The organism is Streptomyces acidicola (assembly GCF_009377235.1).
GTDB lineage: Bacteria > Actinomycetota > Actinomycetes > Streptomycetales > Streptomycetaceae > Streptomyces > Streptomyces acidicola.
The window spans coordinates 101,992-127,547 of record NZ_VMNX01000003.1; the positions used below are offsets into that span (position 1 = coordinate 101,992).

The window sequence follows — 25,556 nt, forward strand, 5'->3', positions numbered from 1 at the left end:
GCCGCTACGACCGGTCCCACGCCTCCCGGTGCCTGCGGTGGGCGTCGGTCAGTCCGTTCACGAAGTAGCGCTCGTAGTACTCGGTCTCGACGTGATGTGCCTGGAGCCAGACGCCCGGCACGTGGATCGCGTCCGTGTGTGCCGGGAAGCGGCCGTGCGTGCGCAGGACGTACTCACAGATGTCCCGCGCACACTCGATCACCCGCTCCTCGTACTCGCTGGCCTCGGCGAGGTACCGCTGCCCGTAGTCCTCCTTGTAGATCCGGGCGAAGACGTCCTTGTCGGTGTACGTGCCGCCCGGCCCGAACTTCTCGCGGATGACCGCGTCCACGGCGTCCGACATCGACCGGTACGCCGGTGGGCACGCGGCCGCGATCAGCGGTTCGCCCTCGGGGGAGCGCAGACCGACCGGGTGGGAGCGGACGTCGCGGTACCTGGGCAGCGGGATGTGCCAGCGCCACAGGTCGGCGAGGCGCCAGCGCGGGGTGACGAACGTGAAGCCGAGCATCCTGCCGTAGCGACGGGAGAACTTCGGGTCGCCCAGCGCGATCTGCGGATGGAGCGAGGCGTGGATCCAGGCGCCGAGACCCATGCCCTCCGCCGTCAGCATCAGGTTCTGCAGCAGCAGGTCCGCCTCGATCTGTGTGCGCAGGGGGCCGAGCGCGCCGAGCGGCAGCTTCAGGTCCTTGTTGAGGAAGCCGTTCTCGATCCACTTCTTCACCCCGGCCGGGCGGTAGAAGTTGCGGTCGTCGACCAGGGTCGGCCGGGCCCCGTCCGGCTGGGTGAGCAGGTACATCAAGGCGTTGACGTACTGGTGCGACAGGTCGACGACCGGGAAGAACAGCGTCGTCCCGGGCAGGTTGGACAGGAACCGGTTCGAGTCGAGGTATGCCGGGAAGTCGCGCTGTCCCTCGGCCACGTCGAGGCGGTGGTCGAGGACCTTCACCTTCGACTCGCGGGCTCGCGCGATCAGTGTGTCCGCGTCGAACGGCTCCCGCGGCGCGGGCGGCAGCTTGCGCAGGTAGTACGTCCCCGAGTCGTTGATCATGAAGAAGTGGGTGCCCTGGGCGTTGTCCGGGCTGCCCGCGGTGCGGCCCGCCATGGTCAGGTTGGGTTTGGCCATGATGGGCTTGCCGTCCCGCGGGTCGTCGAACGGCCGGTCCGGCATGGTCAGCCCCGTGCACCCGGTGATCGCGATGAGTACCGCCTCCTCCAGCTCCGACAGGGGCTGCGCGGTGTGCGGGGAGGAGTAGCTCATCGTTCCGGCGGTCACCGACGCGCCCCGGCTGACCCGGTGGGTGCGGCGCCGCCAGACCGTCTCCAGCAAGGGGCGCCGGAACAGGTCCTCGAGCCCAGGGTGGCCCTGGGCCGCGCTCATGTTCTCTGGTCGATCGTCAATCACTGACATGTGAATCCCCCGTTGATTCTTGCGTTGACTGACTCCTGCGTTGCCTCTTGTCTCTCAGGCCCCGTCAGTTCTCTCTCAGACCTCGTCAGTTCTTGTCACTCGGGTCTCCGTTGCTCGCCGGCCGGACCGTACGCCACGGCGCGAACGCGCTCGCCCCGCGCGGCAGCAGGCCCGCCAGTTCCGGGCAGTGGCGCAGGATCACCGAGTTCATGCCGCCCTGCTCCACCCAGTCGATGCCCAGCGGGGTGTAGATCTCGGGCCGGTAGTCGACCGTCAGGAACCGGTCGCTCTGCAGCCGGCGGCTGGCCATCAGGATGAAGATGCGGAACGCGGTGTCGCTGAACCCGAAGCCCGTCGGCGGGTTCTCCGCGAACAGGCCGACCACGGTGTCGATCTCGTCCACCGAGCGGTAGACGTCCTTCAGCCGTGCCACGGTCTCCGGGTTCTGCGAGACCTCCTCGAAGGAACGCAGCCGCGGCTTGTGCAGGCCCGCCCGGAAGTCGTTGTAGCGGGGCACCCCGCGCCGCCGGGTCCGTACCAGGTCGACGACCGACAGGTCGATGATCTCGCCGTCGCGCTCGAACCGCTGGAGCGAGCGGGGGAAGTTGTGCAGCGTGATCGCGCCGGGGTGGGCGATGCCGAACGAGTACAGCGCGTTCGCCAGCCCTGTCTTGCGGATCTGCGTCTCGGCCGCGCCGCCGTGGATGTCCAGGAAGCCCACGGTCTCCAGACGCTGCCCGAAGCTGTGCTCGCGCAGCTCGAAGTCGTCCGGGATCAGCGGGTGCATGCGGTAGACGGTCGTGAAGTCCTCGGTCAGCGAGTACGGCGCCGCGTGGTGGTCCGGCAGCGTCTTGGGGATACCGGTCAGCGAGTGCGCCTCGAACAGCCACAGACCCAGCTGGTTGAGCCAGCTCTTCGGCGGCCCCTGCCAGTTGGTCTTCAGGGCGATGTCGATGGCCTCGGTGGCGAGGATCGCCGGCGTCCACTCCACGGTGTGGATCTTGGCGATCAGTGCCGAGACCACCAGCCGCGCCGTGTGGTAGATGTGCTCCTCGCTCATCGACGGGTACTCGGCGCGCAGCGCGTCGCACACCGCGTTGTGCTCGCGTGCGAACAGCGTGTGCATCGCGCTGAGGCCCATCCACCAGCTCTCGTTGAAGCCGGTGAGCGGTATGCCGTTCGTCCCGCCCGGCAGGTGTCCGTCCTCCAGACGGAGCCTGGCGCCGCCGTCCGGCTCACGCAGGAACCGCGCGGTCCGCTCGTCCGCGCCGTACACCTCGGAGCCGTCCCACCACTGCGAGGCGTAGTTGCCGAACAGGATCGGCGGGCGGTCGCCCGGCTGCTGAAGCCCCTCGTTCTCGGCGATCCGCATGACGTTCTCGGCAGGCCCGCCGGGCGTGTTGTACCAGGGCTCGGAGCCGGGCGGCAGCGGCACCTGCACGCTGCGGTCATCGAGCTTGTAACGGCGGTGGTTGACCCAGTCGTGCACCTGGAACTGGATCCAGGCGGCGGCGATCACATTGAGCGAGGTCGCCGGCACGAAGCTCTCCCGGTACAGGAGCTGACGGCTGACCGTCACCGGGTTCGGCACGTCGAACGTGTCCGGCTGGTAGTCCGGCTTCAGATTGCGCCCGAAGGCGGAACCGACCGCGCCCATCCTCGGGTCGGACAGATCGTTGTACGTCCCGTCGTACGACCGCTCCGTGCGCAGCCGCTCCGGGATGGGCTCCGGTACGGGCTGGGCCTTCGGCGGAGCCTCGCGCACCTCGGTGTCGATGAGATTGAGCCGCCGCAGCACCTTCCGCAGGAACACCAGGTTCAGCAGGCTCAGCCGGACCGGCAGCCGGTGCCAGGGCACATACCGGTTCAGCAGCGCGAACGCGGTGCCCACGGGACGGGCGAGCAGCCGGTTCCGCAGCGGTTCCTCCGTGACGAAGCGCAACCCGAGCCGGTGCGCGCTACTCGCCCGGTACGCGGCCTTCCGGGCCCGGTTGATATTGCCCAGTGGGCGGAACTCATCGGTCGTGTACCAGGGGTTGAAGGCGAGCTCCTCGATCCGCTGGGTGGCGGCACGGGCCTCGGCACTGGTCAGGTCCTGGCGGGGGAGGGTGAGCCGGGCGATCGGCAGCGCGGGCGCGACGGTGTCCTTCCACTCGACGGAGGCGTCCTCCACCGGTGTGTGCCGCTCGTCCACGTACCGCTGCACGCACAGGTCGAACACGACGTCCGTCTTCGCGAGCCGCCGGGTGAACTCCCCTTGCAGGAACTGCGGATCCTTGCGGTCGGTGGTGGCCGCGGGCGGGCTGCCCGCCGCCGGACGCAGCAGATAGCGCACGGGCCCGGCATCGCCCCACAGGATGGCGCCCCGACTCCAGTACGTCTCGGTGGCGAGCGAGTCGACGGTCCGCCGGGTGGCGGCCTGGACGTTCTTCCGCATCCGGTTGGCCGTCCCGAGCCCCACGGCCAGCGGCAGCTTCACGAACAGCCCGAACGCCTTCTGCAGCGGGTTCCTGGCGCCCGCCATGGCCTTGGCGAAGGCCACGAACTCGCGCGCGTTCCGGGCGTGCGAGACGGGATGGCTGGTCGCGAGCAGGTCGTGACTCTCGCCCTCCGGTCCCCTCACGCGTACGGCGGCCCCCCGCAGATCGGGCGAACCGTCGCCCTGCCGGATACCACTGGCGTTGGACAACCGCACGGTGGCCGCGTACTCGGCGCCGGGCTGCGCGAAGCCCACCCGCAGTTCCGCGGGCAGATCGTCGTGGAAGCGCAGCCGGGCGTTCTCCACGCCCACCGGCGCCTTGGCGTGGAAGGCGCGGGCGATCCCGCCGCCCCCGGCGCGCCGGTTCCTGACCTGGACGTCCATCAACTCCCGTGCCAGCCGCTCGAACACGAGCCGCTCCGCCTCGGGACTGCCGCCCTCGTACCGTTCGTACCGCTGGACCCGCTGGTCCTGCTGCCCGGTCTCGGCCATCGATCGTTTCCTTACGTACGTAGGGATGCGAACGGGTCGGGGGGCCAGCACACGCTACCGGCGGCGGCCGGTTCCCACAGCGACAGTTCGCGCCATGTACACATCTCCGAACAATCGTGCAGACAGTGGCAATAGGGCACGTCAAGGCTGTTATGGAACGTATGTAGAGGGTCCATTCCGTGTTCTGGTGTCCCAGCAACCACAGGCGATGGATGTGGACCTGGCCGGGAAGCGCTCCGCTTCCCGGCGGTCATGACCCGGGGGCCGCACACACCATGTGACGGACCCCTCGCTTCAGCCTAACCCCGGGGTGGTGATCCCGCATGTGATGGCCACATGGCCACATGGCTACATGGCCAACTACTGGGACGACTCCACCGCGTGGCCGCCGAACTGGTTACGGAGGGCCGCGATCAGCTTCATCTGGGGAGAGTCGCCCTGCCGGGAGGCGAAGCGGGCGAACAGCGACGCGGTGATCGCCGGCAGGGGTACCGCGTTGTCGATCGCGGCCTCCACCGTCCAGCGCCCCTCACCCGAGTCCTCCGCATGCCCGCGCAGCTTCTCCAGGTGCTCGTCCTCGTCGAGCGCGTCGACCGCGAGGTCGAGGAGCCAGGAGCGGATGACCGTCCCCTCCTGCCAGGAGCGGAACACCTCGCGCACGGAGGTCACGGAGTCCACCTTCTCCAGCAGCTCCCAGCCCTCCGCGTACGCCTGCATCATCGCGTACTCGATCCCGTTGTGGACCATCTTCGCGAAGTGCCCGGCGCCCACCTTGCCGGCGTGCACGTACCCGTACGGCCCCTCCGGCTTGAGTGCCTCGAAGATCGGCTGGAGCCGTTCCACGTGCTCCTTCTCACCGCCGACCATCAGCGCGTAGCCGTTCTCCAGGCCCCAGACGCCGCCGGACACACCCGCGTCCACGAAACCGATCCCGTGCGCGGCCAGTTGCTCCGCGTGCTTCTCGTCGTCCGTCCAGCGCGAGTTGCCGCCGTCGACGACCGTGTCACCGGGGGACAGCAGGCCGGCCAGCTCGTCGATGACCGACTGCGTGGGACCGCCCGCGGGCACCATCACCCACACCACCCGCGGACCGTCCAGCCTCTCCACGAGCTCGTGCAGGCTGCTCACATCGGAGACGTCGGGATTGCGGTCGTAGCCGAGGACGGTGTGGCCCGCGCGGCGGATCCGCTCGCGCATATTGCCGCCCATCTTGCCGAGGCCGACGAGACCCAGCTGCATCGCTGCCATGTCAGTTCACTTCTCCTTGAACGTTCCGAAGATTGCGGTGGGCGGCCGCCGGCGCGGCGGTCGACGGGTCGAGACCGGGGACGTCACACATGGGTCGCGGTCTCCTTCGTGTGCTCGCCCCGCAGGGTGACCGCGTACATCTCGTCCGCGTCGAGCCGACGCAGCTCCTCGGCGATCAGCTCGGACATGGGGCGCACCTTCAGGGCGAGGGTGCGTGCGGGCTGGCCCGGCAGGGTGAGCGTGGCCAGCGGGCCCTCGGGGCGGTCGATGACGACCTCGCCCTTCTCGGTGCCGAGGCGGACCCCGGTCACCACCGGCCCGGCGGTGACCACACGCTCGACGGGCACCCGCAGCCGCACCTGAAGCCAGCGCGCCAGCAGCTCGGCGCTCGGGTTCTCGGCCTCGCTCTCGACGGCGGCGGACGTGATCTCCGTGCGGGCCTGGTCGAGGGCCGCGGCCAGCATCGAACGCCACGGGGTGAGCCGGGTCCAGGCCAGGTCGGTGTCGCCCGGCGCGTACGAGACGACCCGCTGCTCCAGCACGGCGATGGGGTTCTCGACGGCGTACAGATCGGTGATCCGGCGCTGGGCCAGGGCGCCGAGCGGGTCCTTCGAGGGCACCTCGGGCGCGTTCACCGGCCACCAGACGACGACCGGTGCGTCCGGCAGCAGCAGCGGCAGGACCACGGAGTCGGCGTGGTCGGCCACGTCGCCGTACAGCCGCAGCACGACCGTCTCCCCGGTGCCCGCGTCCGCGCCCACGCGGACCTCGGCGTCCAGGTGGGACCTGGTGCGCTCGCGAGGGGTGCGGGCCAGCCGCTTGATGACGACCAGGGTGCGCGAGGGATGCTCGTGCGAGGCCTCCTCGGCGGCCTTGAGCGAGTCGTAGGCGTTCTCCTCGTCGGTCACGATGACCATCGTCAGGACCATGCCCACGGCGGGGGTGCCGATGGCCCGGCGTCCCTGCACGAGCGCCTTGTTGATCTTGCTTGCCGTGGTGTCGGTGAGGTCGATCTTCATGGCCTGCGCCAGCTCCGTCCATCTCGTGCGAGCATCTCGTCGGCTTCCTCGGGCCCCCAGGTGCCCGAGCGGTACTGCGCGGGCCCGCCGTGCCGCTCCCAGTGCTCCTCGATCGGGTCGAGGATCCTCCAGGACTCCTCCACCTCCTGGTGGCGGGGGAACAGGTTGGCGTCGCCCAGCAGTACATCCAGGATCAGACGTTCGTACGCCTCCGGGCTGGACTCCGTGAACGACTCGCCGTACGCGAAGTCCATCGACACGTCCCGGATCTCCATCGAGGTACCCGGCACCTTCGACCCGAAGCGCACGGTCATGCCCTCGTCGGGCTGGACCCGGAAGACGACCGCGTTCTCGCCGAGCTCCTCGGTGGCGGTGGAGTCGAAGGGGGAGTGGGGCGCCCGCTGGAAGACCACCGCGATCTCGGTGACCCTGCGGCCGAGGCGCTTGCCCGTGCGCAGATAGAAGGGGACGCCCGCCCAGCGGCGGTTGTCGACCTCCAGCTTGATCGCCGCGTATGTGTCGGTCCGCGACGTCGGGGCGATGCCCTCCTCCTGGAGATATCCGGGCACCTGCTCGCCGCCCTGCCAGCCGGGCGCGTACTGGCCGCGCACGGTGTGCGCCCCGAGGTCCTCCGGCAGCCGTACTGCCTTGAGGACCTTGAGCTTCTCGGTGAGCAGCGACTCGGCGTCGAACGCGATGGGCTCCTCCATGGCGGTCAGCGCCATCAACTGGAGCAGGTGGTTCTGGATGACGTCCCGGGCCGAGCCGATGCCGTCGTAGTAACCGGCGCGGCCACCGATGCCGATGTCCTCCGCCATCGTGATCTGGACGTGGTCGACGAACGACCGGTTCCAGATCGGCTCGTACATCTGGTTGGCGAAGCGCAGCGCCAGTATGTTCTGGACGGTCTCCTTGCCCAGGTAGTGGTCGATGCGGAACACCTGCTCCGGGTCGAACACCTCGTGCACGATCGCGTTCAGCTCGCGGGCACTGGCCAGGTCGTGACCGAACGGCTTCTCGATGACCGCGCGCCGCCAGGACCCCTCCGGCGCGTCCGCCAAGCCGTGCTTCTTCAGCTGCTGGACGACCTTCGGGAAGAACTTCGGCGGCACGGAGAGGTAGAACGCGAAGTTGCCACTGGTGCCGCGAGAGGCGTTCAACTCCTCGACTGCGCTGCGCAGTTGCTCAAATGCGGCGTCGTCGTCGAAGTCGCCCGGCACGAACCGCATGCCCTCGGCGAGCTGCGCCCAGACCTCCTCACGGAACTGCGTACGAGCGTGCTCGCGCACCGCGTCGTGCACTACCTGCGCGAAGTCCTGGTCCTCCCAGTCGCGGCGCGCGAACCCGACGAGCGAGAAGCCCGGCGGCAGCAGACCACGGTTGGCCAGGTCGTACACGGCCGGCATCAGCTTCTTGCGGGACAGGTCACCGGTCACCCCGAAGATGACCAGGCCCGAGGGGCCCGCGACACGGGGGAGCCGGCGGTCGCGGGGATCGCGCAGGGGATTGGCCCCACGGACCTCGACAACGTCCCTGAAGTCCTCACTACGGGTGAGAACCTGCTCACTCATTCCCCGTCAACTCCCTTCCTCGCAGAACTCGCTTCGGTGGTCACAGTGATCATCTTTCTTCAGGCGCTCCCATCAACTGCGGGCTGCGGCCGGGTCAGTGGTCGAACTGAGCACAGCCCGGGCCGCGTTGACGACGTTCTCGGAGGTGAAGCCGTACTCGGCGAACAGGGTCCGGGCGTCCGCGGAGGCACCGAAGTGCTCCAGCGACACGATCCGTCCGGCGTCACCGACGTACCGGTACCAGGTCAGCCCGATACCCGCCTCGACCGCGACACGGGCCTTCACCTCCGGCGGCAGCACGCTCGCGCGATAGGCGCGCGGCTGCTCCTCGAACCACTCCACGGACGGCATCGACACCACCCGCGTACCGACTCCCTCCGCCTCCAGCCGCTCGCGAGCGGCGACGGCGAGCTGCACCTCGGAACCGGTGGCGATGAGGATCACGTCCGGCATCCCGGTCGAGGACTCCAGGAGGACGTAACCACCCTTCGCCGCCTCGGGGTTGGGGGCATACGTGGGCACGCCCTGACGGGTCAGCGCGAGACCGTGCGGGGCCGGACGGGTGGCGTGCCGCTTGAGGATCTCGGCCCACGCGATGGCGGTCTCGTTGGCATCGGCCGGGCGGACGATGTTCAGGCCCGGGATGGCACGCAGGGAGGCGAGGTGTTCGACGGGCTGGTGGGTGGGGCCGTCCTCGCCGAGACCGATGGAGTCGTGCGTCCACACGTACGTCACAGGGAGCTGCATCAGCGCCGACAGGCGTACGGCGTTGCGCATGTAGTCGGAGAAGACGAGGAAGGTGCCGCCGTAGATGCGGGTGTTGCCGTGCAGCGCGATGCCGTTCATCTCCGCGGCCATGGAGTGTTCACGGATACCGAAGTGGATGGTGCGGCCGTAAGGGTCCGCCTCCGGCAGCGGGTTGCCCGCGGGGAGGAACGAACTCGTCTTGTCGATGGTGGTGTTGTTGGAGCCCGCGAGGTCGGCGGAGCCGCCCCACAGCTCGGGGATCACCGTGCCGAGCGTCCGGAGGACCTTGCCGGACGCGGCACGCGTGGCGACGGACGCGCCCTCCTCGAAGACCGGCAGCGCCTGCTCCCAGCCCTCGGGCAGCCGGCCCGCGACGACCCGGTCGAACAGCTGGGCGCGTTCCGGGTTGGTGCCGCGCCACTCGTCGAGCTGCTTGCTCCAGGCGGCGTGCGTCTCGGCGCCCCGGTCCAGGGCCTCCCGCGTGTGGGCCAGCACCGCGTCGGCGACCTGGAACGTCTCGTCCGGGTTGAAGCCGAGGACCCGCTTGGTGGCGGCGACCTCCTCCTCGCCCAGCGCCGAGCCGTGCGCGGCCTCGGTGTTCTGCGCGTTCGGGGCGGGCCAGGCGATGATCGTGCGCATCGCGATGATCGAGGGGCGCGCGGTCTCGGCCTGCGCCGCCCTGAGCGCGTCGTACAGCGCCGGGACGTCGACGTCGCCGTTGAAGGCGGGCTCGATCCGCTGCACGTGCCAGCCGTACGCCTCGTACCGCTTCAGTACGTCCTCGGAGAACGCGGTGGCGGTGTCGCCCTCGATGGAGATGTGGTTGTCGTCGTAGAGGAACACCAGATTGCCGAGCTTCTGATGGCCGGCGAGCGACGAGGCCTCGGCGGAGATGCCCTCCTCCAGGTCGCCGTCGGACACGATCGCCCAGACGGTGTGGTCGAAGGGCGACTCGCCCTCGGGGGCGTCCGGGTCGAACAGGCCACGCTCGTAGCGGGCGGCCATCGCCATGCCCACCGCGTTCGCGACGCCCTGGCCGAGCGGGCCGGTCGTGGTCTCGACGCCCGCCGTGTGCCCGTACTCGGGGTGGCCGGGTGTCCTCGACCCGTGCGTGCGGAACGCCTTCAGGTCGTCCAACTCCAGTTCGTAGCCCGCGAGGAAGAGCTGCGTGTAGAGGGTCAGCGAGGTGTGACCGGGGGAGAGGACGAAGCGGTCACGGCCGGTCCACTCGGGGTCGGCGGGGTCGTGTCGCATCACCTTCTGAAAGAGGGTGTACGCGGCCGGGGCGAGACTCATCGCCGTACCAGGATGGCCGTTGCCGACCTTCTGCACCGCGTCGGCCGCGAGGATACGGGCGGTGTCGACGGCACGCCGGTCGAGGTCGGTCCACTCGAAGCGATCGGATGTCTGGGCACTCATCTTCAAGAAGTCCTCACGGAACGGGAAGCCATTGACGGTTCGCCTTCAAATCTAAAAGTCTGACTTTTACCGGGGAAGGTGTGCCTGTGTCAGCCTTCGGTGAAAGTGGGACAACGACCGCAGGGCAGACTGCCGGGCGGACCGCAGGGCCGAACCGCCGCGAGAGGGACATGGCAGACAGAACCCCGACCCCCCGAGACGCTGAAGGAACCTCCCGAACCTCAGAGGGAACCTCCCGAGCCCCGGAGGGAACCTCTCGTGACGGTGATGGGATCAAGACGTTCCCCTTTCCCGTCGACCGCAGCCTCTCCGGCGTCGGCATGCAGGTCGGCCGCATGGACCCGGACCGCACCTGGCACCCGGACGTGCCGCTGGAGCGTGTGCACCGCATCGACTTCCATGTGGTCATGCTGTTCGGCGGCGGCCCCGTGACCCACATGATCGACTTCGCCGAGTACGAGGTCTCCGAAGGCGACGTGCTGTGGATCCGTCCCGGCCAGGTTCACCGCTTCTCCCGTACGGCCGGGTACCGCGGGACGGTCCTGACCATGCAGCCCGGCTTCCTCCCGCGTGCCACCGTCGAGGCGACCGGCCTCTACCGCTACGACCTGCCCCCGCTGCTGCGCCCGGACGCGGCCCAGCTCGCCGCTCTACGGCACTCCCTCGACCAGCTGGAACGCGAGTACACCGACACCGAGACCCTCCCACTCAGCCTGCACTCCGCCGTGCTGCGGCACTCCCTCACCGCGTTCCTGCTCCGCCTGGCCCACCTCGCGGCCGGTACGGCGGAAGCCGAGCGCCGACGGGCCGACACCACCTTCACCCGGTTCCGGGACGCCGTCGAGAAGGGCTTCGCGGCCAACCACAGCGTCAGCGCGTACGCCGACGCGCTCGGCTACTCCCGCCGCACGCTGGTGCGCGCCGTCCGCGCTGCCACGGGGGAGACGCCCAAGGGCTTCATCGACAAGCGGGTCGTCCTGGAGGCCAAGCGTCTGCTGGCCCACACGGACATGCCGATCGGCCGCGTCGGCGCCGCGGTCGGGTTCCCCGACGCGGCCAACTTCTCCAAGTTCTTCCATCTGCACGCGGGGGTGACTCCGGTGGGGTTCCGGGCGGAGCTGCGGTGAGGGGACCCCGTTTGGCCCAAGCGCAGGAGGGGCTGGAGGATCAGAACACCTGCGGGGCCGGAAAGTCCGTCCCTTCCGGAAGCCAGACCTTTGAGGCCCTGCCGGGCGGCCGGAAGCCCGCCCGCATGTACGACACCAGGTCCCGCAGCCCGGGGTGCCGGTTGTGCGAGTGCCAGACCAGGGACCAGGGATACGTCGGAGTGGGGGACGTGAGGGGGATCCGGCGCAGGGTCTCGTCCTCCGGCCAGGTGAGGCGGGTCTTCCGTCCTACGAAGGTGATCAGCGAGCTCGATGCGCCGATCGTCTCCAGGAGTGACTCCGGGCCGAAGTTCGGGCCACTTGAGTCGATGACCAGGGAGAACGCCTCGCCGAACTCGCGGTAGAACTCGCCCCACTCACTGCCGCCGACGATGCCGGGCATCCAGGCGGTGAAGGGACCCAGATCTCCGGGACCGAGCTGTTCGGCCCCAGCGAGCGGGTGCCGCGCACCGACGACGACGTCCAGCCCCTCGAAGTGCACGAAAGCGCTCTTCAGCAGCGGGTCACGTTCCTCGACAGGGCTCCGCAGATACGCGAACGCCACGTCGATCTCGCCGTCCAGGAGCGCGCGGACAGCCGCGTCGGCCTTGGCGAGGGTCACCGTCTCCAGCGGGATGTCCGGGTGTGTGCGATGGAAGTCCCGCAGTATCTCGGCCGACGCGAGATGACTGCGCAGCACGTCGACCCTGAGGGGTTCCCCGGCGGTCCGTACCGACGCGACGGCCTGCCGCACCGCCATCAGGACGGCACGCGCGTGCGGGAGGAAGGACTCCCCGTGCCCGGTGAGGACGGCACCCGTGGGCACACGCCTGAACAGGGCGACACCGAGGTACGACTCAAGCGCCGCGATGCGTTTGGACACCGCCTGCTGGGTCACTCCGAGACGAGCGGCAGCATGCCGGAACTGTCCTTCTTCCGCCACGGCGACGAAGGCGCGCACGGACTCCAGATTCACCCGGGGGACGCTAGCACTCGACAACGATGGGTTGTACGGCGGTCTGCTCCCGTTGTTTGAAACCGCTGCGGGCGCCGGGCTTGGATGACGATCCCGACGACGAATCCCGACGTCGAAATCTCCACGACGAATCCCGACGACGTGTCGCTGCGCGCGAACGGCACGTGCACATCTGATTCCAGAACCGACCCAGGAGCAGACGGTGCCCGAACCTTTCACGCACCTGCACGTCCACACCCAGGACGGTCTACCGTCTCGGTCATCGGGTCGACGCCCGGCCGGAGTTCTGGGCCGACCTCAAGGCCGCGGTGACGCTGACCCGGGTGACGTAAGTACGGACCCGGCCGGGAGTCACCCCGGCCGGGTCCGCGCGGGGCGCGCCCCCGCCTACAGCCGACTTCTCGCTCAGCGGCCGAAGTTGAACCAGTTCACGTTCACGAACTCCTGGGACTGACCGCTTGTGAACGTGAGGTAGACGTCATGGGTCCCGGTGACACCGCTGATGTTCGCCGGGACCGTGCGCCAGGACTGCCAGCCGCCCGTGTTGCCGATGGCGAAGCTGCCGAGGGGCGGGTTCGTACGGCTGTCCAGGCGGACCTCGACGAGGCCGCTGACGCCCGAGGGGGCGCCGCTGGCGACGCGGGCGTTGAACTGGGTGGCCGCCGTGGAGCCGAAGTTCACGCCCCGGTAGAGGGCCCAGTCGCCGTTCGCGAGGCCGCCGATGTTCTGGCCGCCGCCCGAGTCGGAGGTGGACTCGGTGCTCACGCCGGTCTGGCCGTCGTACGACTCGGCCTGGATGGCGCTGTACGCGTCACGGTTGCCGGTCGGCGGTGGGGTAGTGCCCCCGCCGGCCGACAGCACCTGGACGTAGTCGACGACCATGGGGTTGCCGGGCTGGGTGTCGCCGTCCAGGCCGCCGCCGAACGCGTCGGGGAAGCCGCCGCCCATCGCCACGTTCAGGATGATGAAGAAGCCGTGGTTGGTGGCGTTGGCCCAGGTCGTCGCGTCGACCTGGTTGGCGGTCACCGTGTGGTAGTTGTTGCCGTCGACGTAGAAACGGATCGCCTCCGGGCTCACCGACCGGTCCCACTCCATGCTGTAGGTGTGGAAGCCCGACTGGCACGTGGTGTTGGGACAGGCCGTGGAGTTGCCGATGCCGGTGCTCTCGTTGCACGGGCCGCCGGGGTTGGTGCCGCAGTGCATCGTGGACCACACGCGGTTGAGGCCCTGGACGTTCTCCATGATGTCCAGCTCGCCGATGCTCGGCCAGTTGTGGTAGTTGCCGCGGAAGGGCGCGCCCAGCATCCAGAACGCGGGCCAGTAGCCCTCGGCCGCGACGCCGGTGACGTTCGGCATCTGGATACGGCCCTCCACGCGCAGCTTCCCGCCCGACGGGGGCTGGAAGTCGGTGCGGTTGGTCTCGATGCGGCCCGAGGTCCAGTTGCCGGCGGAGTCGCGCCGTGGGGTGATGCGGAGGTTGCCGTTGCCGTCGAGCGCGACGTTGTTGGTGCTGTTCGTCATCGTCTCGACCTCGCCGGTGCCCCAGTTGGCGGGGCCGCCCGGGTAGGAGGTGCCCGTAGCGTACTGCCAGTTGGAGGTGTTGACGCCGGTGTTGGCCGGGCCGTCGAAGTCGTCGACGAAGACCTGGGTCCAGCCGGACGGCGGCGGGGGCGCGGACGCCTGCGCCGCCGAGGCACCGGCCGCGGCCAGGCTCAGCGCGCTGGCGAGGGCGAGGAGCGTGCGACGCAGGCGGCCCCGTCTGGGGGGTGCGGAAGGTGTGGGGGTTTTCCTCATGAGTACCTCTTTGCGTACGGAGTGGGGTGCGCAGGTGCTGAGGCGAGCGCCCTGGGGAAGACCGTGCTTGAGAGCGCTCTCAACGAGAGGTGTGGGGCCAATGTGCTCCCCGTTACTCGGGCCGTCAAGAGGTGAAGCGGCGAAAGTTCCTTGGGAGAGGGGCGAGTTCACACTCTGAAGGAGACGTCTCCGTACGGGAAGTGCGGTACGAGGCAGGCCGAAGCCGAAGCCGGGGCCGAGGCCGGTGCGCGGGGGCGGCCCGTTGTCGGCGGTACCGCCGGTGCCGGGCGGTGACGGATGATTTCCCTGTTGAGTCCAGCGTGTTGGGGGCTGGGAGGCTTTGCATCCGCACTGGTGGGTGCTCGGGCAGCGGCGCGGTGCGGCCTGAGCACCCTGGGACGTGCTGGTCAGCCGCCCTGACCGGCGCTCCCCATCGGGCCGACCTTCACCGGGGAGCCGGAACCGTCCGTGACGGGCAGGGTGGCGGCGCCCGGCCAGTCCAGGGTGACCGACTTCGTCTCGTCCGGCGGGGTCACCACCAGTCCCGTAATGCGGACGCCGGAGCCGCCCGAGTCGTTGATCGGGTAGTTGATGCCGAAGGCCACCGACTCCCCGTCCTTGAGAACGCCCGGGGTGACCTCCTCACCACTGCGCTCCGCGGACAGCGACCCCGCGCTGGTCTTCAGGTCGACGCCCGCGTACCCGGAGATCGCGCAGTCCCGGCCGCCGCCGTTCGTCAGTTCCACCGCGACGGTGCCATCGGGGTCGCCGTCGACGGTGTGGTCGATCGCCTTGAACTTCAGCTCGCCGGTGCGGCACTTGCCGACCTCGCCGTTCTCGTTGGAGCCGGTCCCGGCGACCGTGCCCTGCCCGCCGCCCTGATCCGAACCGTCCGAGGCCGAACCGCCGCCCGAGGAGGCCGCGGTGGACGCGGACGACGGGTCGCTCTGCGCCGTGCCGCCATCGTCGTTCTGGCAGGCCGTGAGCGAGAGACCCGCGGCAACGGCCAGGGCGGCGAAGGTGAGCTTGCGAACGCGCATTGTTTCTTCCTCAGCATCGGTTGGGGTGCCGGCTGCTCGGTACGAGTCGGTACGAGCGAGTATTTCCGATCACCAGGACCGGCGAGGCCCGGCGAACCGTTCCGCCCAACCACCCCCTAATACATCCCCGTTACACGCACAGCCAGGCACAACGCCCACCACCACCGGGCACATCCCGTCCGCACCCGCCCCTCCCGTGCCCTTCCCCTGCCGCCGTCCGGCGCGGGAAACGGCGCCCCCCGGGGCAGCCGCACGGCCGCACCGCGTAGTACGCGAGCGCCGGTTCCGCCCCGGCGCGGCCGCGGCCGCGCGGACCTTACCGACGACCTGTCCGACGCTCTCGGAGACTTGCCTGGCGGTACTCATCGGCGTATCCGGCGCGGGCAGGTCGACGCTCGCGCGTACGGGTGCTCCGGTTCAGGTCTGGGAGGTGGCCACCTTGACGCCGAACCCGATCAGGACGACACCTGTGATGCGGTCCATGGTGCGCCGTACGGCAGCCTTCTCGAAGAAGCCCCGGGCCTTGGCCAGCACCAGCACGTAGCTGCCGAGCCAGACGAGCGTCAGGGCCGCGTGGACCAGGACCAGCAGAGCCATCCCCATATGCGGCGGGAAACCGGACGGCGCGAGCGTGGGCAGCAAGCCCGTGTAGAAGACGGCGATCTTCGGATTGAATACGTCGCTGATCAGCCCTGTGCGCCACGGGTTGCCGGATGAGGGCGGGGCGCTCGCCCCCGAAGCCACCGAACGGCTGCGTCGGCTCTGCAGCAGTGCCTGCACACCCAGGAAGCCGAGGTAGGCGGCACCGGCGAGCTTGACGATCATGTAGGCCGTGGCAGACGCCGCCAGGACGGCCGCCAGGCCGACCACGGTGAGCACACCCCAGATGAGCAGTCCCGCCGTGATGCCCCCGACCGTGCGCAGGCCGTCCTGCCGGCCGGACGCGATGGCCCGCTTCGTCACCACGGCCATGTCCGGACCGGGAACGATGGTCAGGACGGCGAGCACACCCGTGGCCGCGAGGAGCTGAACGAACATGGGCTCAGTCTCGCACCCCGGATCGCCTCGCCCGACGTATCCTCGCGTCCACCCCTGCTCGATCCACTTCAACATGTCGATCCAGCAGGGAAGGGTCGGTGGGCGACCGGACGGCGCGTCACCCGCGCGCAGGGGTCCTGACAGGGCGTGGACGATCTCGTGCGAAGATCACTCCTGGTCCAGGGAACCAGAACCCGGGATTCCCCCTCTCTAGGGTCGGGTGCCGCCCGAAGCTCCCCCCGAGGTTGCGGGCGGCACCCGGTGACCTGCAACAAGGTGTTCATGCCCTGTGCATGGTCCTGCACGGAGAGTCCCCTTGATCATCGGTTTACGACCAGCAACAGCCCACCGACAGGAGTTCCGCATGCCCAGCCGCCGCCGTTTTCTCGCCGGGTCCGCCGCCCTCGGCGTGGCCGGAGCGGCGGCCGGGTGTTCCGCGGGCAAGGAGGCCGGGCGCGGAGACGCTCCGTCGGCCGGCCGGCCGTCCCCTTCGGTCGTGCCCGCCGCGCAGCCCAAGGGGCAGCGGCTCAACTTCGTGGTGGTCCTCGCGGACGACCTCGGCTGGGGCGAACTCGGCAGTTACGGGCAGAAGCTGATCCACACGCCCCGTCTCGACGCCCTCGCCGCCGAGGGACTGCGGTTCACCGACGCGTACGCCGCCGCCCCCGTCTGCGCGCCCTCACGCTGCTCCCTGCTCACCGGACTGCACAGCGGCCACGCGACCGTGCGCGAGAACCCGTGGGGCGCCGGAGGCCAGGCCGGCCTCACCGAGCAGGACTTCACCTTCGCGGAGGCACTGCGGGCCTGCGGCTACCGCACCGGCCTCATCGGTAAGTGGGGCTTCGGCCCCGAGCAACCGGACCAGCCGAGCCACCCCAACTCCCGGGGCTTCGAGGAGTTCTACGGCTACTTGACACACGGCCACGCCCACGACTATTTCCCCGACTACCTCTGGGACAACGGCACCCGGCAGGAGATCCCCGCGAACCGGGACGGCGCCCGCGAGGTGTACGCGCCCGACCTCATCCAGCAGCGCTCGCTCGACTTCATCGACACGCACAAGAACGAGCCGTTCCTGCTCTACCTCGCGCCGACCGTCCCCCACGCCCCCAGCGTCGACCCGGACCTCGGCCGGTACGCGGAGGCCCCCTGGACCCGCCCCAACAAGGCGCACGCCGCCCAGGTCACATCCTTCGACACCCTCGTCGGCAGCGTCGTCGACCGGCTCACCGAGCATGGTCTCGCCGAGCGCACACTCATCCTCGTCACCAGCGACAACGGCCCGCACGAGGAGGGCGGTACCGACCCCGACCTGTTCGACGGCAACGGCCCGCTGCGCGGCTACAAGCGCAACCTGTACGAGGGAGGCATCCGCGTCCCGCTCATCGCCTGGTCGAAGGGCCGTGTCCGGGCCGGGACCACCGACCGGCCGACCCCGCTGATCGACCTCCTGCCGACCTTGGCGGACCTCGCGGGCGCACCCGTCCCCACCGACATCGACGGCCTCTCGCTCGCACCGCTGCTGCTCGGCGCCCGGAAGACCGCCCATGCCCCCTATCACGATCACCTGTACTTCTACCGCAACCACAGCGGCGGCTCCCCGCGCGCCAACGCCGTCGACGGCGGCCGGATACGGCGCCTGTCCGAGGCCGTGCGTCGCGGCGACTTCAAGGCCGTGCGGTTCGCGCCCGGTCAGGACCGGCGGGCACCGGAAGACCGCTGGCAGGTCGAGCTGTACGACCTCGCCAAGGACCCCGGAGAGCAGGACGACCTCGCGGCGGCACGGCCCGGTGAGGCCGACGCCCTGGTCCGCCTCATGCATGAGTCGTGGGCCGACATCTACGAGCGCAAGCCGTTCGGCGTCACCCTCGAAGTGACCCGGCAGGGCACGGAGTTCCTCGTGACCGCCACCCTCGCCAACGGTTCCGCCCGGCCCTGGACTGCCGCCGGGCTCGTCCTCCAGGCGCCCGGCCGCTGGCAGGTGCGCTCGCTGGGCCCGGCGACCGAGGACCGCGTCCCTGCGGGCGGCCGGCTCACCGCCCGCTGGACGGTCACGCCCTCCGCGGGCGCCAAACGCGGCCGGCTCACCTGCCGGGGCACGGCCACGCACGCGGGGATGCCGGTGGCGTACGCGGCGCAGGCGGTCGCGCAGTAGACGCAGGCTGTGCCGGTATGCGGCTCCGCCGTGTGGACCGGGTCAGCTCCCTGTCCCCGGCTGCCACCCCAGCGCCCGGGAGATGCCCCGCGCCGCCAGCCGAACCGCCGGGATCAGCGCCGGGACCTGCGCGTCGGCCTTGGGTACGACCACCGACACGGCCGCGACGACCGTGCTGTCCCGGCCGCGGACCGGGGCAGCCACCGAGAGGGCGTCGTCCGTGACCTGGCGGCTGCTCACGGCGGCGCCCGTGCGCCGGACCTCGGCCAGGACGCGTCGCAGGCGCGCTCCGTCGGTGATGGTGTACTGCGTGAACGCGGTCAACGGCCCCGCGCAGTACTCCTCCTGGGAGGCCGGATCGCTGTGCGCGAGCAGGGCGAGACCGACGCCCGTGGCGTGCAGCGGCCAGCGGGCGCCCACACGGATGTGGACGCCGACCGCCGAGCGGCCGGACAGCCACTCGGTGTAGACGACCTCGCCGCCGTCCCGCACCGCCAGCTGCACGTTCTCGTGTGTCGCCTCGTACAGGTCCTCCAGGTACGGCAGCGCGATCTGCCGCAGCGCCAGCCCGCGCGGGGCGAGGGCGGCGATCTCCCAGAGCCGTAGCCCCACGTGGTAGACGCCGGAGCCGTCGCGCTCCAGGGCGCCCCACTCGGTGAGCGCGCCGACCAGCCGGTGCGTCGTGGTGAGCGTGAGTCCGGACCGGCGGCTTATGTCGGTGAGGCACAGCGCGGGATGCTCGTGGTCGAAGGCGGCGAGCACGGCGAGCAGCCGACCGGGCGCGGACCGCGCGGACGAGGGGGAGGGTGGCGCGGACGAAGGGGACGACGGCGCGGACGGTGGCGGCGGAGGCGGTGTCGGAGACGGGACGGTGTCGGCGGTCATCGGCATGGCATCGGCTCTGTCTCTGCTCGGGCCGGCTCCCTGCGCGGGCCGGCTCCCTGCGCGGGCCGGCTCCCTGCGCGGGCCGGCTCCCTGCGCGGGCCGGTTCTCGGCTCGGTCGGCTCAGCTCAGTTGGGTCTCGGCGACCTTGCGCAGCAGAGTGTGCAGGGTGTCCCGCTCGGCCGGATCGAGGCCCTGGAGCAGGGTGTTCGCGACGCGCAGCCCGGCCTCGTCGGTGTCGCGGAGGAAGGCCCGCCCCTTGGGCGTGAGCACCACGATGCGGCTGCGGCGGTCGTCGGGCGACGGGCGCCGCTCGGCGAACCCGAGCTTCTCCAGATCGTCCACGAGCCCGACGATCGCACTCGGGTCGTAGCCCAGCCGAGAGCTCAGCTCGCGCTGCAACGCGCCCTCCGAGGTGGCCAGGAACCGCAGCAGCGCGTAGTGGCGCAGCCGCAGCCCCGACTCCTGAAGGAACGCGTTGAACAACTGCCCCGACCGCAGGCCCAGCCGGTACAGCAGGTACCCCGTGTCCGTGTGCAGCGTGCGCATCCACGGCTCCTGTGCGTCGATGAGGGCGGGGCCCACGGCCTTGTCGGTGGCGTGCTGCTGGCCGGCGATGACTGGCTCCCTGGGCCGGGCCCCGGCGGGGCGGTTCATACGTCCGCCTTCAGCATGCCGCACCCTGGATACGGCAACAACTATTGACGACAACAATGATTGCCCTTGGCTTCGCTCCCGTAGTCGTAGCCGTAGCCGCAGGTTGGGGCGAGGACTTCGGTACCCCGGAGGGCGACAAGGTGGCACTCTGGTCGCAGCCGCGGGAGGTCAAGACGGCGTACGCGAACGGGGGCTGGACCCCGGAGGCGTGATGAACCCCGCCAACCTCGCCCACCCCGGCATCAACCCCGGCGAGCGAGTGCTCGGGCCGGCGCAACCGTAAGGGACACCCCATGTGCAAGGACGGACAGGGGCAGACAGATGCGCAATGACGGACTGGGATCGTGGCCCGCGCGCCGGGCCCGCAAGACACCGCACCGCACCGCCCTGATCCATGGCGACGCCGCGCTCACGTACGCGGACCTGTACGAGCGCACCACGCGCCTCGCCCACGCCCTGCGCGGCACGGGGGTCCGCCGGGGTGACCGGATCGCCTATCTGGGGCCCAACCACCCCTCGTACCTGGAGACGCTGTTCGCGGCCGGTACGCTCGGCGCGGTCTTCGTCCCGCTCAACCCCCGTCTCGCCGGGCCCGAGATCGCCCACCAGCTCGCCGACTCCGGCGCCAAGGCCCTCGTCCACCGGCCCTCGCACGCGGGGCTCGTCGCGGGCCTGCCCGGCGACACCGGCGTCCGGACGTACATCGAGGTCGGCGCCGAGTACGAGGCGCTGCTCGCCGGGGCCGAGAACGAGCCGATCGACCAGCCCGTCACGCACGACGACACCTGCCTCATCATGTATACCTCGGGCACGACGGGCCGCCCCAAGGGCGCGATGCTCACCCACGGCAATCTGACCTGGAACGCGTTCAACGTCCTGATCGACCACGACCTGGTCGCCGACGAACGCGCCCTGGTCTCCGCCCCCCTGTTCCACACGGCCGGGCTGAACATGCTCACCCTGCCCGTGCTGCTCAAGGGCGGCACCTGCGTCCTCGTCGAGACGTTCGACCCGGCGGGCACCTTCGACCTGATCGAACAGCACCGGATCACCTTCATGTTCGGGGTGCCCACGATGTTCGACCAGATGGCCCGGCACGAGCGCTGGGCCCGCGCGGACCTGTCCAGCCTGCGCATCCTGACCTGCGGCGGCGCATCGGTCCCCACCCCGCTCATCGCCCGGTACCAGGAACGCGGACTCACCTTCCTCCAGGGCTACGGCATGACCGAGGCCGCGCCCGGTGTGCTCTTCCTGGACGCCGAACACGCCGTCAGCAAGGCGGGCTCGGCGGGTGTTCCGCACTTCTTCAGCGACGTACGGGTCGTACGGCCCGACATGACGCCCGTCGGTATCGGCGAGACCGGTGAGGTCGTCGTCCGCGGCCCGCACGTCATGCCCGGCTACTGGGGGCTCCCCGAGGAGACGGCCGCCGCCTTCACGGACGGCTGGTTCCGCAGCGGGGACGTGGCCCGGACCGACGAGGACGGTTACGTCCGGATCGTCGACCGCATCAAGGACATGATCATCTCCGGGGGCGAGAACATCTACCCCGCCGAGATCGAGGACCGCATCCTCGCCCACCCCGACGTCGCCGAGTGCGCCGTCATCGGCGTGCCCGACGAGAGGTGGGGCGAGGTGCCGCGCGCGGTCGTGGTCCCCCGCGATGGCGCCACGGTGAACCCCGACGAGGTGCTCGCCTCGCTGGCCGGGCGCCTCGCCAGGTACAAGATTCCGAAGTCGGTGGTGCTGACGGACGAACTGCCCCGCACCGCCTCCGGAAAGCTCCTCAGGGCCTGGGTGCGCGAGCGCTACGGCACGGATTCCTGAGCAAGGAACGCCATCAGCACCCGCGCCCCTTTGCGGGCACGCCCTCAGGCGCCCACCACGTCCACGAAGACCGGGTTCGAGTAGAACCAGGTGTCCGCCCACGGGTCGCCGTTGCCCGGCTCGTGCGGGATCGGGCCGTGGGGGTCGATCGTGGCGCCCAGGTAGCCCGCCCCGTTGCGGTTGCCATCGCTGCCGCGCAGGCGGACGTAGAAGGACTCGTCCCCGGCGGTCAGAGGGATACGGAGGGTGTACGTCCCCTTCCGGCCGGAGACGTCCTCCGTCCGGACCACCTTGGTGTCGGGAGCCTTCCAGGCGTCCCGATCGGTCACCGGACCGCGCACCGCGCCCCGGATCACGTCCACGTGGGCCGGCTCCGGCAGGATTCCCTGCGAGTTGGGGCGTGAAGCGGTCGTCACCGTCACGTTCAGCGTGATCCTCTCGCCCTTGCGGACGCGCAGCCGCCCGCCGAGCGTGACGCCCCGGCCCGCGTCGCGGTCCCGCTTCAGCCGGACATCGAGTCCGTCGAGCAGATGGCCGTGGTCGAGCCACACCCGGCCCGCGCGCAGGCCCGCCATCACCGCGCGGTAGCCGTAGCGGGTGACGCCCACATGGGTGCGGCTGAACTGGCCGGGCCAGAAGTCGCTGCCCGGCTGCGGGCTGTCCGTGTTCACCGGGTCGGGCAGCCGGCCGGTGTTGTCGAAGTTCTGTCCCGGGAGCCAGTCACCGTTCTTCCAGGTGTCGAACACGACGCGGTGGGCGTCCGAGTTGGTGGTGATGGAGAACAGCCTGCCCTCGGCGAGCAGGGAGTCCCAGAGGCCGCCCACGGTCGCCGTCGCCCAGTCGAAGCCGCCGTACGTCAGGTACGCCCCCGCCGGGTAGCCGGGCCAGGACTGCGCGGACGGCTTGTTCTCGTACTCGCCGCGGATCGATGTCGAGCCCCGCCCGGGGAGCGCCGCGCCCTGGGCGCCGGGCGCACCCTCCATGCCGATCATGATCTCGGGAGCCGCGTCACGCCAGTTGCGCATCTCGTGCGGGGAGTCGATGCCCAGGCGCAGGGGGTGGTTGGCGAGGACCAGAACGTCGTCGACGTAGCCCGTGCGGCGCTGCTCGGCCAACCACTGGATGGCCTTCACGGCGTGCGCCTCGTTGCGCGCGGTGTCGGCGTCGGCGGGGCCGCCCTTGTCGTAGGCCAGCAGCTTGCCGTCGTACTCGCGCTCGAACCGCGTGAGCAGGTCGACCTCGTGCGGGCCGGGCGACGAGAAGACCGTGCAGTGCTCGGCGGCCGGGATGTACCACTCCAGGCCCTGGAAGATCAGCTGACGCGGGTTCTCCGCCCGTGCCCTGAGGATCTCCTGGTGCTCCAGCGAGGCTCCGTACTGGGCGTGCCCGACGTTCGAGTGCTCGGTGAACACCATCCAGTCGAGGCCGTACTTGGCGCCCGCGGCGGCCAGCTGGGAGAACGTGTACTTCGCGTCGTGGCTGTAGACGGTGTGGACGTGGTGGTCGCCGACGAGGTAGGCCAGGCGGGGGTCGTCACCGCCGAGGCGCTGCCCCGCGGCGGCCGCGGGCACGGCCGCGGAGCCGAGGGTGAAGGCGGCGCCGAACAGGCCCGCGCGGCGCAGGAGCCCCCGTCGGGAGACGCCCTGCGCGTCGAGGTCGGCGGGGGAGACGGACGGATCGGCCCAGACGGGCAGCTGCTGCTCGGACATGGCGTGCGGGTCCTCTGTGTCCTCAGTGGGTTCTCAGTGGTTCATGAACGACGTGACGGGCAGGGCTCGTTCGACGATCCGGACGTCGCCGAGCCGTCCGTGGAGGATCTGGTCGATCCGGCCGGCGTACTCGTAGCCGCCCAGCAGCCACGGCAGCCCGACCGAGGTGATGCCGATCGCGGGGGCCTTGGGATTGCGGACCACCGGGCAGCCCTCGACGTACAGCGTCGTGTGTGCGCCGTCGTTGACGACCGCGAGGTGCCACCAGGTCTCCAGCGGTGTCTCCTGGCCCCAGTTGGTGGCGATGCCCTGCTGGTTGAGCGGGCGCATCGCCCACTGCGGCTCGCGGTCGTTGGACAGGGACAGCGTGGCGAGCGGCTCGTCGGGGTCGTCGGCGGTCTTGCCGGCGGCTCCGCCCGTGCCGGTGCGGCTGACCAGGCCCGACCAGGCGTGGTGCGAGGGGTTCCAGTCGGCGGGGAGGCGGTAGAAGGCCTCGATGGTGTAGCCGTTGTGAAAGGTGGCCGAGTTGAGGGGAGCTCCGTCGACCGTGCGCAGATACGTGCCCTTCAGCGGGGACTTGTAACCCCGGAACTCCAGGCTGCCGTGGCCGGGCTGGTCGGGATGGTGGTCCGGGGACCAGCCCAGCTCGCCGCCGCCCACGGTGACCGGGCCGAGGTCGTTGCCGCGCCCGGACAGATCGCGGACGGTGCCGTTCGCGGGCGCCTCGAAGCGCCAGTACGCCACCGTGCCCGGTATCAGCATCCGTGACGCGGGCCGCGCCGGTCTCGCGGGCACGGGGGCGAAGCCCGAGAAGCGCTCCTCGAAGTCGATCCCCACGGAGAACCGGTCGGCTTCTCCGCTCAGCTCGATCTCCCGCCGCTCCAGCTCGTTGAGGCCCTTCGCGGCCCGGCCCAGGATCCACGGGGAGATCGTCTCCACGTCGATGGTGTTCCGGTCGAGGTCGAAGCGGTAGAGGCGGATCATCGCGGCGCCGCCGAAGTAGCGGTTCTGGTAGTTCGTGAGGTGCAGGTGGACGTCGTGGCCCGCCGCGTTCTTGCGCGTGGTGCGACCGGCGGGCCAGTAGTGACCGTTGAGGGTGAGGAAGATCTGGTCGTGGTCCTCGATCAGCTGGTCCCAGAGCTGCTGACCGTACGAGGAGAGCGAGTCGTCCCCGTCGACGAGTTCGTGCGTGGTGAGGACGACCGGCGTCCTCGGGTGCTGGGCCATGACGTCCCTCGCCCAGGCGAAGCCCTTTGCCGACAGGCGCCAGTCCAGGGCCAGCACCATCCACTCGCGGCCGGCGGCCTGGAAGAGGTGGAAGGTGTTGTAGCCGTCGGGCGAGGCGCCGCCGAACGTCTTGCTGCCGTGGAACCGCTGCGGACCGAAGGCGTCCAGATAGGGCGTCGCACCGCGCTGGTCGGTCGTGGACGACTTCACGTCGTGGTTGCCCGCCAGGACGCTGTAGCCCACACCCCGCCGGTCGAGGACGCCGAACGCCTCGCTGATCGCGGTGATTTCGGCCCGGGTGCCGTTCTGCGTGAGGTCACCCAGGTGGGAGAGGAAGACGATGTTCTCCTCCTGCCCGTGCTCCAGCAGATAGCGCAGGGACGCCTCGACGGGCGCCCTGTCGATGCTCGGACCGTCGAAGAGGTACTGGGTGTCGGGCATCACGGCGAGCGTGAAGCGGCGGCTGTCCGGGTCGGGCCGCCGGCGGGTGGCGGAGCTGTCGTCCGCGGCCCGGGCGGCGGTCGCGGTGGGCAGCGCGACCGCGGCGGCCGCTCCGATCAGCGCGGTCGCCCGCAGGAAACCGCGTCTGCCGGCGCCCGCCTGGGGCGCCTCCTGGGCAGGCTCGTGCCCGGACTCGTGCGAGGTGCACACATTGACTCCGTGAGAGGGGAAGTCCCGAGGAGAAGGGAAGGGGACGGGAAGCGGGGGGTGGAGTCCTGGGAG

General features: G+C 70.3%; 17 protein-coding genes and 1 pseudogene. 4 read left to right on the plus strand and 14 right to left on the minus strand.

Annotation, left to right across the window (positions count from 1 at the left end; all coding sequences use genetic code 11):
- Positions 1-4: 4 nt before the first annotated feature.
- The 6 genes from FPZ41_RS02595 to tkt form a co-directional block, all read right to left on the minus strand.
- A complete protein-coding gene (locus FPZ41_RS02595; RefSeq protein WP_152858582.1) occupies positions 5-1,378 on the minus strand; it encodes a hypothetical protein in 1,374 nt (457 codons plus the stop codon).
- Positions 1,379-1,493: 115 nt separating this feature from the next.
- Positions 1,494-4,379 (minus strand): peroxidase family protein, encoded by a 2,886-nt coding sequence (locus tag FPZ41_RS02600; protein WP_152858584.1) that lies wholly within the window; start codon positions 4,377-4,379, stop codon positions 1,494-1,496.
- Between the two features lie 360 nt (positions 4,380-4,739).
- Positions 4,740-5,618, minus strand: a complete 879-nt coding sequence (gene gnd, locus FPZ41_RS02605; protein WP_152858668.1) for a phosphogluconate dehydrogenase (NAD(+)-dependent, decarboxylating) — start codon at positions 5,616-5,618, stop codon at positions 4,740-4,742.
- A 92-nt stretch (positions 5,619-5,710) separates the two neighbouring features.
- Positions 5,711-6,646 carry a glucose-6-phosphate dehydrogenase assembly protein OpcA gene (opcA, locus tag FPZ41_RS02610; protein WP_152858587.1) on the minus strand — a complete coding sequence of 312 codons (936 nt, stop codon included), beginning with the start codon at positions 6,644-6,646 and terminating at the stop codon, positions 5,711-5,713.
- Entirely contained in the window at positions 6,643-8,217 is a 1,575-nt protein-coding gene (zwf, locus tag FPZ41_RS02615; RefSeq protein WP_228022371.1) for a glucose-6-phosphate dehydrogenase, read from the minus strand. Before zwf ends, opcA begins: the two co-directional genes overlap by 4 nt.
- A gap of 72 nt (positions 8,218-8,289) precedes the next feature.
- Positions 8,290-10,383, minus strand: coding sequence for a transketolase (gene tkt, locus FPZ41_RS02620; RefSeq protein WP_152858590.1), 2,094 nt, complete (start codon positions 10,381-10,383; stop codon positions 8,290-8,292).
- 86 nt (positions 10,384-10,469) lie between these two features.
- Here tkt and FPZ41_RS02625 point away from each other — a divergent pair, with 86 nt between their 5' ends.
- A complete protein-coding gene (locus tag FPZ41_RS02625) occupies positions 10,470-11,510 on the plus strand; it encodes a helix-turn-helix domain-containing protein (protein ID WP_407698741.1) in 1,041 nt (346 codons plus the stop codon).
- A gap of 40 nt (positions 11,511-11,550) precedes the next feature.
- Here the strand turns inward: FPZ41_RS02625 and FPZ41_RS02630 are convergent, their stop codons facing one another.
- The 4 genes from FPZ41_RS02630 to FPZ41_RS02645 form a co-directional block, all read right to left on the minus strand.
- Positions 11,551-12,504, minus strand: a complete 954-nt coding sequence (locus FPZ41_RS02630) for a LysR family transcriptional regulator (RefSeq protein ID WP_322619746.1) — start codon at positions 12,502-12,504, stop codon at positions 11,551-11,553.
- 405 nt (positions 12,505-12,909) lie between these two features.
- Positions 12,910-14,298: a glycoside hydrolase family 16 protein gene (locus FPZ41_RS02635; protein ID WP_152858599.1), complete on the minus strand. Its 1,389-nt coding sequence runs from the start codon at positions 14,296-14,298 to the stop codon at positions 12,910-12,912.
- A gap of 407 nt (positions 14,299-14,705) precedes the next feature.
- Positions 14,706-15,338 (minus strand): DUF4232 domain-containing protein, encoded by a 633-nt coding sequence (locus FPZ41_RS02640; protein ID WP_152858602.1) that lies wholly within the window; start codon positions 15,336-15,338, stop codon positions 14,706-14,708.
- A gap of 417 nt (positions 15,339-15,755) precedes the next feature.
- The gene (locus tag FPZ41_RS02645; protein WP_152858604.1) at positions 15,756-16,376 is read right to left on the minus strand and encodes a LysE family translocator; all 621 of its coding nucleotides are present in this window, start codon (positions 16,374-16,376) and stop codon (positions 15,756-15,758) included.
- Positions 16,377-16,740: 364 nt separating this feature from the next.
- On the opposite strand from FPZ41_RS02645, the gene FPZ41_RS02650 reads away from it, so the two are divergent.
- Positions 16,741-18,531: a sulfatase-like hydrolase/transferase gene (locus FPZ41_RS02650; protein ID WP_152858607.1), complete on the plus strand. Its 1,791-nt coding sequence runs from the start codon at positions 16,741-16,743 to the stop codon at positions 18,529-18,531.
- Positions 18,532-18,573: 42 nt separating this feature from the next.
- Here FPZ41_RS02650 and FPZ41_RS02655 read toward each other — a convergent pair whose 3' ends face one another.
- Positions 18,574-19,422, minus strand: a complete 849-nt coding sequence (locus tag FPZ41_RS02655) for an IclR family transcriptional regulator (protein WP_152858610.1) — start codon at positions 19,420-19,422, stop codon at positions 18,574-18,576.
- 114 nt (positions 19,423-19,536) lie between these two features.
- Positions 19,537-20,070, minus strand: a complete 534-nt coding sequence (locus FPZ41_RS02660; protein WP_228022372.1) for a MarR family winged helix-turn-helix transcriptional regulator — start codon at positions 20,068-20,070, stop codon at positions 19,537-19,539.
- 71 nt (positions 20,071-20,141) lie between these two features.
- Here FPZ41_RS02660 and FPZ41_RS50130 point away from each other — a divergent pair.
- Together FPZ41_RS50130 and FPZ41_RS02665 are read left to right on the plus strand one after the other, a co-directional pair.
- A pseudogene (locus FPZ41_RS50130) lies at positions 20,142-20,279 on the plus strand (3-oxoacyl-ACP reductase); the annotation flags it as partial.
- A 112-nt stretch (positions 20,280-20,391) separates the two neighbouring features.
- Complete coding sequence (locus FPZ41_RS02665; RefSeq protein WP_152858613.1) at positions 20,392-21,897, plus strand: acyl-CoA synthetase; 1,506 nt, start codon at positions 20,392-20,394, stop codon at positions 21,895-21,897.
- Positions 21,898-21,941: 44 nt separating this feature from the next.
- Here the strand turns inward: FPZ41_RS02665 and FPZ41_RS02670 are convergent, their stop codons facing one another.
- Both FPZ41_RS02670 and FPZ41_RS02675 read right to left on the minus strand, forming a co-directional pair.
- Positions 21,942-23,606 carry a PHP domain-containing protein gene (locus tag FPZ41_RS02670; RefSeq protein WP_152858616.1) on the minus strand — a complete coding sequence of 555 codons (1,665 nt, stop codon included), beginning with the start codon at positions 23,604-23,606 and terminating at the stop codon, positions 21,942-21,944.
- Between the two features lie 33 nt (positions 23,607-23,639).
- The gene (locus tag FPZ41_RS02675; protein WP_322619747.1) at positions 23,640-25,484 is read right to left on the minus strand and encodes a LamG-like jellyroll fold domain-containing protein; all 1,845 of its coding nucleotides are present in this window, start codon (positions 25,482-25,484) and stop codon (positions 23,640-23,642) included.
- Between the last annotated feature and the right edge of the window lie 72 nt (positions 25,485-25,556).